The following is an 11,566-nucleotide window of genomic DNA, read 5'->3' as shown; positions in this document are numbered from 1 at the left end:
CTATTTTTCCTCCTTTACTCTGATTTTAGTAGTTTAGTGCTAGACTTATTTTACCATAGATAGTAGGATTTTTCCACAGATTGGGGAAAAGAATCCACAATGTTAGCAGTATTTATCCACAGGTTGGGGATAAATAGAAAAATCCTTGATTTAGTAGGCTTTTTGATAAAAAAATTGGTGGATAAATTTGTGGGTTGAGAAAATAAAAGAACAGCCTTATTTCAGGCTGTTAATAATTCTATCGTATTCTTCTTGACTTGAAAAGGAGATAATAATCTTTCCAGTATCTTTTTTTGAAAGTTTAATTTCTACACTTAAACCGAGTAGTTTTTTTAATTTATCTTCTTCGTCTTTGATGAAAGAATCACTTTTTTTTTGCTTCTTGTGTTTTTTCTCTGTAAGAAGCGCTTCTAACTTTCTCACAGAGATGTCTTCATTTTTGATTAGTTGGAAGAAATAGTCTTGTTGCTCTTTGTCCAAACCAACTAGTGAACGGGCATGAGCTTGAGAAATTTTTCCATTTTCTACTTCATCTAAGATATATTCTGGTAATGAAAGCAAACGAATAAAATTAGTGATATAAGGTCGAGATTTCCCCATTTTATCGGCTATCTCAGTGTGAGTAAATCCTTTTTCTACTAGAGAGTCATAGGCGCGTGCTTCTTCAACAGGATTTAAGTTTTCTCTCTGCAAATTTTCAATGATTGATTGAACCATCATTTCTTGATCTGAGAGGTGTTTCACAACGGCTGGAATAGAGGTCAGACCAGCCAAGAGAGAAGCTCGATATCGTCTCTCTCCTGCAAGGATTTCATAACCAATTACAGGAGATTGACGAACGATGATTGGTTGGATGAGCCCATTTTCTTTGATTGACTGAGCTAATTCTTTTAATTTTTCTACATCAAATTCTTTCCGAGGTTGGTAAGGATTTTTTTGTATTTCAGAGATAGAAATCATTTCAAATTTTTCCATGATTCTACACTAACATATCTTTTACTTTCTGTAAAGTTTTCTTTACACTGATGTCAATTAATGTTCCAAATCACCAGAATTCTTATCTAGTTTTATAGAGGTTGTTTCCTCCTTACCATTACGGTAATAGGTTATTTTTATAGTGTCTCCAATAGCATGGTTGTAAAGAGCATGTTGTAAGTCTGTTGATGAAGTAATCTCTTTTTCGTCAACTTTAGTAATGACATCGTATTTTTGAAGATGTCCATTTGCAGGCATATTACTTTGAACAGATCGAACAACTACACCTGAAGTGAGGCCACTTGGAATATTTAGTTTTCTAAGATCATTAGCTCCAACGTTAGACAGATTGACCATTTGGATTCCAAGAGCAGGACGAGTCACTTTACCATCACTTTCAAGCTGTTTAATAATATTTTGTACATCGTTTGAAGGAATTGCAAAACCAAGACCTTCTACAGATGTTCCACCATTACTTGCAATCTTACTTGATGTAATACCAATTACTTGTCCTTGAATATTTACAAGCGGACCACCAGAGTTACCAGGGTTAATGGCCGTATCTGTTTGAATGGCTTTTGTTGAAATAGCTTGACCATCTTCAGATTTTAGAGAAACATTTCGATTAAGACTTGAGATGATTCCCTGTGTAACTGTATTAGCATATTCTGAACCTAAAGGACTACCAATAGCAATCGCTGTTTCTCCAACATTAAGCTGGCTTGAATCACCAAATTCTGCTACTGTTGTAACTTTTTCTGAAGAAATTTTTACGACAGCAATATCAGAGAAGGTATCCGATCCAATAATTTCACCAGGGACTTTTGTACCATCAGCTAAACGGATATCGACTTTTGAAGCTCCGTTAATAACGTGAGTATTTGTTACAATATAAGCATCATTTTCGTTCTTTTTATAGATGACACCTGATCCTTCACTTGCAATCTGTTGATTATCCGTATCAGAATTTGATTCTTCCGTTCCAAATACACTACTTTGTTTATTAGCAGAATAAGTAATGACTGATACAACAGCATCCTTAATTTTATTCACTGCTTGAGTAGTTGAGTTTTCATTCTTGTATGATGTTTGAGTTACAGTGCCAGAATTATTATTTGTAGCTTGATTTCCTTGTTTTTGATAAAGTTGCAATGTTACAAAACTTCCTAGTGCACCACTCAAAAATCCTATTAGAATAATTACAAGAAAAGTAACTCCTTTTTTGTAAAATTTTTGTAAGTGTTTCATAAACGCCTCCGTTTGTTATTGTTTGTCAAGATTATAAACCTATTAACTTAATCCAAACTTAAAAGCTTAAAGTTTTACACAAGTTGTGGATAACTCGCTTTATTCTGTGAATTTTCTAGAAATTTAGAATGATTTTTATGTGTATAAGATGTGAAATGAAGTGTGGATATGGTAGAATAGAAGAATGAAAATAAAAATTGTAACAGTAGGAAAACTGAAAGAAAAATATCTTAAAGATGGTATTGCCGAGTATACCAAACGAATTTCACGTTTTGCCAAATTAGAAATGATTGAGCTTGCTGATGAGAAGACACCTGACAAAGCCAGTGAATTAGAAAATCAAAAAATCTTGGAAACAGAAGGCGCAAGAATTCTTTCTAAGGTTAGAGAAAGAGACTTTGTCGTTGTACTAGCAATTGAAGGAAAAACATTCTCCTCAGAAGATTTTAGTAAGCAACTAGAGCAGGCTTCTATCAAAGGTTACTCAACTCTTACTTTTATTATTGGAGGAAGTTTAGGTCTAGCTCCTATTGTAAAAAATAGGGCCAATCTTTCTGTCAGTTTTGGACGTCTGACATTACCACATCAGTTAATGAGATTGGTTCTTGTTGAACAAATTTACCGTGCTTTTACAATTCAACAGGGTTCTCCTTACCACAAATAGAAGATTGACTTACCTCCTGTTTTTTGATAGAATGGTCATGTTAGGTCCCATAGCTCAGCTGGATAGAGCATTCGCCTTCTAAGCGAACGGTCGCAGGTTCGAATCCTGCTGGGATCAATGTTAGATGCGAAGCTGGGATTCATCCCAGCTTTTTTCTTAAAAAAGTGCGTTTCAGGTGCAAAAATGTACAGTTGGGAAGAATTTTTTCTTACATGATCTTCATTTTGTATAATAGGTTTGTAAGTTAACTTACAAGAAAAAATAATACAGGAGATTTCATTATGAAAAATACAGTAAAGTTGGAACAATTTAAAGAAGTAACAGAGGCAGAATTGCAGAAGATTCGGGGTGGAGATTGGAGAATTTCAGAAACAATTCGTAATCTTATTTTTCCAAGAAGAAAGTAATGAAATAAAGGTAGAGAGTAATGGATTTATTTGGATTAGGGATAGCTATTTTTTATTTTCTCATCATTAGCAAAAGTTATGAATGGATTTGTAAAATAAATAGAAAAGAACAAATTGTTTTTTTCTGTTACACATGTATCTCAGTTTTTATACTTGAAGAAATTATTACACTAGTATTTTCTAATAGTTTTGCTTTGTCTAAATTTTTATTTCCTTTGGTTGTGTACCTTTATTTAAGAAAGTTAAAGAAGTCTGAAAAATACAAAGCTATTTTTATCAGTTTACTACTGTCTTTATTATATCACAGTACTCATACTTTTATATCCGTAACCTTATCTTCTATAACAGGAGATGAAGTAGTATTGCATTATAAAAGTACATTTCTTTTAGTAGTATTGTTGATGACTTATTTTTCTATTCTAATAATAATTCGTTATTTTCATCTGGATATTAAATATTTTGATAAAGATTATCTGTACCCTTTTTTAAAAAAAGTAATAGTTGCTTTCTTTGGTTTGCATATCTTATTGTTTATTTCAGATATAGTAAGTACAACTCATCATTTAAATAGCTTCGGAAGTATTTTATCAACCATTGTTTTTATTTGCTTGTTATTGATTTTCTTTGCAATGAATTCTCATAAGGTTCAAGTTGAAAAAGAGATTGCTTTGAAGCAGAAAAAATTTGAACAAAAATATTTACAGACTTATACTGATGAAATTGTGGAGTTGTATAATGAAATTCGAGGTTTTCGTCATGACTATGCAGGGATGCTTGTCAGCATGCAAATGGCGATTGACAGTGGAGATTTACAAGAAATTAACAGGGTTTACAATGAAGTCCTAGTAAAAGCAAATCAGAAATTGAGGTCAGAAAAATATACTTACTTTGATTTAAACAATATAGCAGATTCTGCCTTACGAAGTTTGATTGCTCAATCAATCGTATATGCACGAAATAATGATGTAGAGTTTACATTGGAAGTAAAGGATATCATTACTAGACTGTCAATAGATTTACTTGATCTTGTTCGTATCATGAGCATTTTATTAAACAATGCTGTTGAAGGTGCTGCAGATAGTTACTTGAAACTAATGGAAGTTGCAGTCATTAAAATGGATTTTGAAACAGTTATAGTTATCCAGAATTCATGCAAAATCACTATGACGCCTTCAGAAGACTTATTTGCCTTAGGTTTCTCTACCAAAGGAAGAAACAGAGGTCTAGGACTTAATAATGTCAAAGAGATCTTAGATAAGTATGACAACATTATTTTAGAAACAGAAATGGAAGACAACACATTTAGACAAATTATTAGATTTAAGAGAGAATTTGAATGAAAGTATTAATTTTAGAAGATGTTATTGAGCATCAAGTGAGACTAGAGAGAATATTGAATGAAATCTCTGAGGAATCGAATATTCCTATTTCATATAAGACAACAGGAAAAGTTCGTGAGTTTAAGGAATATATCGAAAATGATGAAGTAAACCAGCTTTATTTCCTAGATATTGATATTCATGGAATCGAGAAAAAAGGCTTTGAAGTGGCTCAATTTATCCGTCATCACAATCCTTATGCTATTATTGTCTTTATTACTAGTCGATCTGAATTTGCTACCTTAACGTACAAATACCAGGTATCAGCCCTAGATTTTGTTGATAAAGATATCAATGATGAATTGTTCAAAAAACGCATCGAGCAGAGTATTTTTTACACTAAGAGCATGCTGCTTGAAAACGAAGATGTTGTAGACTATTTTGATTACAACTATAAAGGAAATGATTTGAAAATTCCTTACCATGACATTTTGTATATCGAAACCACAGGAGTTTCTCATAAACTTCGGATTATTGGTAAGAGTTTTGCAAAAGAATTCTATGGAACTATGACAGATATTCAGGAAAAGGACAAACATACCCAGCGATTTTATTGCTCCCATAAATCTTTCCTTGTCAATGTGGGAAATGTGAGAGAAATTGATCGAAAGAACTTAGAAGTTGTCTTTTATGAAGATCATCGTTGCCCCATTACCCGTTTGAAAGTTCGCAAACTAAAAGATATTCTAGAGAAAAAATCTAAAAAGTGATTGACAATAAGTAAGAAATTGATATAATGGTTATATCTGCTACAGATAGATGGTCCGTTGGTCAAGGGGTTAAGACACCGCCTTTTCACGGCGGTAACACGGGTTCGAATCCCGTACGGACTATTTTATCCGCCATAGCTCAGTTGGTAGTAGCGCATGACTGTTAATCATGATGTCGTAGGTTCGAGTCCTACTGGCGGAGTTAGATAAAAAGAACACCATCTGGTGTTCTTTTTCTTTTAGTTGACATCACCTAGCATTTTCATAAGGAAGTCTGTCATTTCTTGCGGACTTTCTTTTTTTCCATGAGCAATCCAAGTTTGACAAACTCCAAATAGAGCATTTGTTAGATAAATGCTACTATATTCTAATTCAATTGAATTTAGTTGTAGTTGCATAAAGCGCTTCTGAAGGTCCGTGCTCAGCATGATATGAAGCTTATTTCTTAAGAAATTTTGGATTTCTTTGGTACCATTTTCAGATAAAAGAGCAGCTAATAATGGTTCAGACTCTAAATAGTCAAATACTTCTAAAATAGCATCTTTTTTATGATGAGCATGTTTTTGGAAGATATATTCAAATGTATGAAATAACTTACTTTGATAATGTTCAATCATATCATACTTATCCTTGTAATGGGTATAGAAGCTAGAACGACTAATTCCAGCTTTTTCTGCTAATTTAATTGTAGTAATTTGATCGAAGGGCTGATCCATCAATAATTGAACCATGGCATTTTCAATATTTCTCTTTGTTTTTAATCGTTTGTTACTTTCTTTCATATTTTCTCCTTATGAACAATTTAGACTATATGTCTAAAAAATATTTTTTTATCTTGTAATTTAGATTTTTTAATGTATAATCTATTATATCAAAAATTTAGACAATATGTTTAAAAAAGGAGGAAATATGTTTAAAGAATGGAAAGCAATTTTTAAAAAACCGACATTCATTATTGTAATGATAGGAATTTCTCTCATTCCAGCTTTATACAATATCATATTTTTATCGTCAATGTGGGATCCATATGGTCAAGTATCGGAGTTACCTGTAGCAGTTGTTAATAATGACAAGGAAGCTTCTTATAATGGAAATACGATGGCTATAGGAAAAGACATGGTGTCTAATTTAAAAGAAAATAAGACTTTAGATTTTCATTTTGTCAATGAAGAAGAGGGGAAAAAGGGGCTAGATGATGGCGAATACTATATGGTAGTGACTTTACCAAGTGATTTATCTGAAAAAGCTACTTCGATCCTAACAAATCACCCTGAACAGATGCAAATTGATTATCAAACTTCAAGTGGCCGTAGCTTTATTGCAAGTAAGATGAGTGATTCTGCAATGACACAATTAAAACAAACCGTCTCTACGAATGTAACTGAAACATACACCAAGGCACTATTTCAAAAAATGAGTGACTTGAAGTCTGGGATAAATAAAGCAGCTGATGGAAGTGAGCAACTGGCTAATGGAACTAATCAGTTAGCAAAAGGAAGTCAAACATTGACGACAAATCTCAATACTCTAGCTAACTCAAGTGTAACTTTTTCAAATGGAGCTAATCAATTTACAAAGGGATTGTCTGCCTATGTATCTGCTATAGAGCAATTACATCTTGGTTTAGGAACTTTTAATAGTGGTTTACAAAGTTATACAAATGCAGTTTCACAGGTTGACACTGGACTTGGTCAATTGACCTCAAGAACTCCTGAATTGGTGGCAGGTGTAAATCAGTTGAATACAGGTATAAAGTCCTATACAGGTGGGGTTTCACAATTGGATATAGGTCTCAATCAATTTTCAGTTGGTGTAAATGCTTATACAAGTAGTGTAGAAAAACTTTCTAATGGAACAAATCAATTATCAAATCAATCAGATGCACTAAGAGATGGAATGGAGCAATTAAATACTGGTATTAAAGAAATTTCAAATCAACTGAATTCCTCATCTCAACAGAATGAACAAATAACTCAATTAGCAACTAGTCTAGGAGAACTAAATAAAACACTACAAGCTCTTACAATGTCAGATAATACTCAACTGAAAGGTACATTGTCAGAAGCTTTGCAAAATCTAACAACTCTTGCTCAGGATATTGTGACCAAAAGTCAGACAGAACAAGAGAAAACTATTGCTAACCTTCAATCAACAGCTACTTATCAATCTCTCACAGAGGAACAAAAGAAAGAACTGATAGAAGCTATTTCTAAAAATTCTAATTCTACTATTGAGTCAGCAAAAACAATTTTAACGACAGTAGGAGGATTGAAAGAAAGTATAGAGAATTCAGAACAACAAGTAACCAATCTATCTGATGTACAGACGAAAGCAAATCAACTCTTACCTGTAGCATCTAGCTCCTTGACAACATTGTCAAATGGATTTACAAAATTACAAACTACTGTAGACAATCAGTTAGTTCCTGGAAGTCAGTCAATTGAAAAAGGAGTTGTAAACTACACTAAGGGACTAGATACTATTTCTATAGGTGCTAATAAACTAAGTGAAAAGAATGAAAATTTAACAACTAGTCTAGATCAATTAGTTTCTGGATCCAGTAAGTTGACAGAAAATACATCAACCTTGACAGCTGGAGTAGATGCGTTAGCTGGAAAAGCTCCAGAATTAGTAACAGGTATCGAAAAACTCTCATCTGGTTCTGCTCAATTGAATAATAAGAGCCCAGAGCTAATAGTAGGTCTCACTAAATTACAATTTGGCTCTGGTCAATTAACAGATAAATCAACACAGTTACTTTCTGCGGCATCTCAACTAGGAAGTGGCGCTATGAAGATTGCAGATGGTGCTGGAAAACTAGCAGATGGTGGAACAAGCTTAACCTCTGGTCTTGAAGATTTACAGACAGGAGTTGGTTCATTAGGACAAGGATTAGGAAATGCTAATAATCAGCTCAAATCAGCATCAACAGAATCTGAAAATGCAGAAACATTATCTAATCCTCTAGTTCTCTCAAAAACAGATAATGACCAAGTTCCTGTAAATGGGATTGCCATGGCTCCTTATATGATATCAGTTGCTCTTTTTGTTGCTGCTATATCTACTAATATGATTTTTGCTAAGTTGCCTTCTGGACGTCATCCAGAGAGCCGCTGGGCTTGGTTGAAGTCTCGCTCTGAAATAAATGGGATTATAGCTGTCTTAGCAGGTGTTCTAGTTTATGGAGGTGTCCATCTTATTGGATTGACTGCGAACCATGAGATGAGGACCTTGATTCTAATTATAATTACAAGTTTAGCTTTCATGTCTATGGTTACAGCTTTAACAACTTGGAATAGCCGTATAGGAGCTTTCTTCTCTCTTATTTTACTTTTATTACAGTTAGCATCAAGTGCAGGGACCTATCCACTTGCTTTGACAAATGATTTCTTTAAGGGTGTCAATCCTTGGTTACCAATGAGTTACTCTGTATCAGGTTTACGACAAACAATCTCTATGACAGGAAATATTCATCACCAAGTGATTTTCCTTATTATAACACTAGCTTTCTTTACTGCTTTAGGTATGCTAGCTTATCAACCTAAGAAAATGGAAGAAGATTAAAAAGATTGGCCAAGGAATTGGTCAATCTTTTTCTGTCTTAGATAAATTTTGTCTGTGATTATAGATCCCAAAAAGAAGAAGGGCAGTTAGTGAGCAGGCTGCTCCAATAACAAAACCATTAGGGATAAAGGAAAGTGTAATGGTACCTTTTCCCTTTGGAACATCAACCTTCATAAAACCAGTTTGAGCCTGCTTAATTTCAAGTTTTTTTCCATCTTGGTATGCAGACCAACCTTTGTCATAAGGAATAGTGAAGAAAATAGAGGTATCTTGTTTTACTTCATATGTAGCAAAGACTTTATTTTTAGAGGTGGATACTTCTACAGGTTGTTCTTCAATTTTTTGGATTGCCTCAGTTAGGGCCTGAGTATCTAAACGATAGAAGGCTGGAGATTCAAATGATACCTGAGAATTTCCAGGGAAGCTAACACTGATATTGAAAGTTTTTTGTTCTTCAGTATACCCCAAATTAAAGAAGTTAAAGGTATTGTCAGTTGTAAAAGTCTTTTTTTCACCATTGACAAGGATGTCAACTTTCTTTTGTTTATCGTTTGTAAAATGAAGATTTGAAAAAGAGAGATAGACTTGGCTATTTTGAGGAACCTCAATTTGATAATCAATCTTTGCATCTTCATTCGCAGAACCTGTGATGCTCGTTAAACCATCTGAAGTATCTGTTTTATCATATGCTATTTGGGAAAAGTAATCTAAGTTGAGATTAGCAAGCTGGTTTATAAATAAAGCTTGATTATCTAGAGTGTGATTGTTAAAGTTTACATCAGTGTAAATAGATTGTGTGGCAAAGGCAATGGGTAAAGAGAGTTGATTTTTATATAAGGTTAAATGATCCTTTTGATAAATCTCTTGAAAACCATACTTATCAAGTGAAGTTTCAGAAATATTGTACTGGATTCCAAATAAACTGTCTGCTAAAAGACTATTATTGGCATAACGGAGATTGAGGTTTGTTCCAGAGGATTTGAATCCAAGTTTGTCCAAACTATTGCTAGCTGAACGATTTCGTACAGACGAGAATTGAGAGATTCCATTGTAGTTAAATTTCATACTATCATTGCCTGTCTGAATTTGCAGTTTCTCAGTACGTGTAAACGGATTGTCAATTTGATTTATAATGGATTCCATAGCAGTGATATCTTTATTATAGGCGCTACGAGAAGCAAAGGCCCATTCTTTAGCTATTCCTTCCATTTGAGATGAAGCATTTAAGCTTATCTCAGCTATTATAAATAAAGACAAAAGAATTGCAAATAGATTTACAGAGATAAATTTTCTAATGACTGCAAGAAGTAAAAGAGCATAAACTAGAAGAAATTCAAGAGTGAGTAGGATATTCAAATCAGTTAAAAAAGAATAGTGTGATTTAAAATAGACAGTAGCCAAAAATCCTGTTAGTACCAGAAAAAGTGAGACAAATAGATTCCATAGCTTCAGTTCTTTCAGACGATTTAAGACTTCTGCTGCAGTATAAATTAACAGAGTGGAAAAAATCCAAGCATAGCGATGCAAAAACATATTTGGGGTATGCATCCCTTGCCAAAATAAATCGAGGGCTTCTATGTAAAAGCTTGTTATTAAAAAAGTAAAGAAAATTGCATAGGTAAGTTTCACGTGAAACTTAATGGATTTTATTGTGAAAAATAGAATGGTCAAAATAAAAGGAAGCAATCCAACAAAAATCATTGGTATAGATCCATACTTAGTTGTATCAAAAGATCCAATGAATTGTTTTGCGAAAATATCCAGATACCAACTACTATCTGTCTTTATTTTTGTGATTGCAGTTAACTTCTCCCCATGAGTTTGTAAATCAAACAATGTAGGAAGAGTCATAATCAAACTAGCCATTCCTGCTAAAAAGGAGGTAACAACAAAATCAAGAAAAGATGATTTTCTAGTTTTAAAGTCCCAAGAAATTTGGCAGAGATACCAGAAAATAAGAAACAATGCTGTCATATATCCAAAATAATAATTTTGGATAAACAAGATTGACAGACTTGTAAAGTATAGTAGGCGCTTCTTTTGTGTTATAAGTAGGTGTAAACCAGTTATAATTAAAGGAATCAAGATAAAAACATCTAGCCAAGTTTTAATCTCTAACTGACTGACAGTGAAGCTCATTAAAGCATAGGAAGTAGATAAGGTAAGTTTTAAAAATTTTGGGATATCTTTAAATAATCTATTCAAACTAAAGAAGGTTGACAGACCAATCAACCCAAATTTTAAGAGAGTGGTCAGATAGACAGCATCTGGCATATTTGACAGATTAAAAAAGTAAACCAGGGGTGAAAGAAAACTACCTAAGTAATAACTAGATAGAGCATAGAAATTCAGTCCGAGGCCACTTGTAAAGGTGTAAAATAAACTGCCATTTCCATGTAGAATATTTCGTAAAGCTACATCAAAAATAACGTATTGATGGAAACCGTCTCCTAATAGTGGAGATACATCGCTATTCCAGTAGATACCTTGAGTTAGGTATACTCCAGTCATAATTACTAAAGGAATGATGAAAGAAACAAAATAGGTCCAATATGTTTTAAAAAATGATTTCATGTTACCTCGTAGAATGATAGAAAACTCAGTTGGTTACCCCAACTG

Annotated in this window: 9 protein-coding genes and 3 tRNA genes; 8 read left to right on the top strand and 4 right to left on the bottom strand. The window is 33.3% G+C overall.

Features of this window, described 5'->3' with window-relative positions:
- Positions 1 to 216 precede the first annotated feature (216 nt).
- Positions 217 to 975, bottom strand: coding sequence for a ParB/RepB/Spo0J family partition protein (locus M9H69_RS10340; RefSeq protein ID WP_250315580.1), 759 nt, complete (start codon positions 973 to 975; stop codon positions 217 to 219).
- Positions 976 to 1,032: 57 nt separating this feature from the next.
- Positions 1,033 to 2,223, bottom strand: coding sequence for a S1C family serine protease (locus M9H69_RS10335; RefSeq protein WP_084911880.1), 1,191 nt, complete (start codon positions 2,221 to 2,223; stop codon positions 1,033 to 1,035).
- A gap of 184 nt (positions 2,224 to 2,407) precedes the next feature.
- Between M9H69_RS10335 and rlmH the strand changes: the two genes are divergently transcribed.
- The 7 genes from rlmH (at position 2,408) to M9H69_RS10300 (ending at position 5,585) form a co-directional block, all read left to right on the top strand.
- Entirely contained in the window at positions 2,408 to 2,887 is a 480-nt protein-coding gene (gene rlmH, locus M9H69_RS10330) for a 23S rRNA (pseudouridine(1915)-N(3))-methyltransferase RlmH (protein WP_250315579.1), read from the top strand.
- Between the two features lie 43 nt (positions 2,888 to 2,930).
- Positions 2,931 to 3,004 (top strand) — tRNA-Arg (locus M9H69_RS10325).
- 164 nt (positions 3,005 to 3,168) lie between these two features.
- Entirely contained in the window at positions 3,169 to 3,294 is a 126-nt protein-coding gene (comC, locus tag M9H69_RS10320) for a competence-stimulating peptide ComC (RefSeq protein WP_195215739.1), read from the top strand.
- 20 nt (positions 3,295 to 3,314) lie between these two features.
- Complete coding sequence (gene comD / locus M9H69_RS10315; protein ID WP_250315578.1) at positions 3,315 to 4,634, top strand: competence system sensor histidine kinase ComD; 1,320 nt, start codon at positions 3,315 to 3,317, stop codon at positions 4,632 to 4,634.
- Positions 4,631 to 5,383, top strand: a complete 753-nt coding sequence (gene comE, locus M9H69_RS10310) for a competence system response regulator transcription factor ComE (protein WP_250315577.1) — start codon at positions 4,631 to 4,633, stop codon at positions 5,381 to 5,383. The genes comD and comE overlap by 4 nt, the downstream gene beginning before the upstream one ends.
- Positions 5,384 to 5,434: 51 nt before the next feature.
- Positions 5,435 to 5,506, top strand: a tRNA-Glu gene (locus tag M9H69_RS10305).
- A gap of 5 nt (positions 5,507 to 5,511) precedes the next feature.
- Positions 5,512 to 5,585 (top strand) — tRNA-Asn (locus tag M9H69_RS10300).
- A gap of 37 nt (positions 5,586 to 5,622) precedes the next feature.
- Here the strand turns inward: M9H69_RS10300 and M9H69_RS10295 are convergent.
- Positions 5,623 to 6,165, bottom strand: a complete 543-nt coding sequence (locus M9H69_RS10295; protein WP_000665086.1) for a TetR/AcrR family transcriptional regulator — start codon at positions 6,163 to 6,165, stop codon at positions 5,623 to 5,625.
- A gap of 127 nt (positions 6,166 to 6,292) precedes the next feature.
- Between M9H69_RS10295 and M9H69_RS10290 the strand changes: the two genes are divergently transcribed.
- Positions 6,293 to 8,947, top strand: coding sequence for a YhgE/Pip domain-containing protein (locus tag M9H69_RS10290; RefSeq protein ID WP_250315576.1), 2,655 nt, complete (start codon positions 6,293 to 6,295; stop codon positions 8,945 to 8,947).
- 21 nt (positions 8,948 to 8,968) lie between these two features.
- Here M9H69_RS10290 and M9H69_RS10285 read toward each other — a convergent pair whose 3' ends face one another.
- The gene (locus tag M9H69_RS10285; RefSeq protein WP_250315575.1) at positions 8,969 to 11,521 is read right to left on the bottom strand and encodes a YfhO family protein; all 2,553 of its coding nucleotides are present in this window, start codon (positions 11,519 to 11,521) and stop codon (positions 8,969 to 8,971) included.
- Between the last annotated feature and the right edge of the window lie 45 nt (positions 11,522 to 11,566).

This window comes from Streptococcus oralis, assembly GCF_023611505.1.
GTDB lineage: Bacteria > Bacillota > Bacilli > Lactobacillales > Streptococcaceae > Streptococcus > Streptococcus oralis_CT.
Note: the sequence above shows the minus strand (reverse complement) of the source record. Positions and strands in the feature narration are given on the sequence as shown.

Excerpts from the sequence above, each read along its gene's own strand:
- comE (WP_250315577.1), top strand. The coding sequence starts at position 4,631 with ATGAAAGTATTAATTTTAGAAGATGTTATTGAGCATCAAGTGAGACTA.
- M9H69_RS10285 (WP_250315575.1), bottom strand. The coding sequence starts at position 11,521 with ATGAAATCATTTTTTAAAACATATTGGACCTATTTTGTTTCTTTCATC.
- M9H69_RS10335 (WP_084911880.1), bottom strand. The coding sequence starts at position 2,223 with ATGAAACACTTACAAAAATTTTACAAAAAAGGAGTTACTTTTCTTGTA.
- M9H69_RS10340 (WP_250315580.1), bottom strand. The coding sequence starts at position 975 with ATGGAAAAATTTGAAATGATTTCTATCTCTGAAATACAAAAAAATCCT.
- rlmH (WP_250315579.1), top strand. The coding sequence starts at position 2,408 with ATGAAAATAAAAATTGTAACAGTAGGAAAACTGAAAGAAAAATATCTT.
- M9H69_RS10290 (WP_250315576.1), top strand. The coding sequence starts at position 6,293 with ATGTTTAAAGAATGGAAAGCAATTTTTAAAAAACCGACATTCATTATT.
- comC (WP_195215739.1), top strand. The coding sequence starts at position 3,169 with ATGAAAAATACAGTAAAGTTGGAACAATTTAAAGAAGTAACAGAGGCA.
- M9H69_RS10295 (WP_000665086.1), bottom strand. The coding sequence starts at position 6,165 with ATGAAAGAAAGTAACAAACGATTAAAAACAAAGAGAAATATTGAAAAT.
- comD (WP_250315578.1), top strand. The coding sequence starts at position 3,315 with ATGGATTTATTTGGATTAGGGATAGCTATTTTTTATTTTCTCATCATT.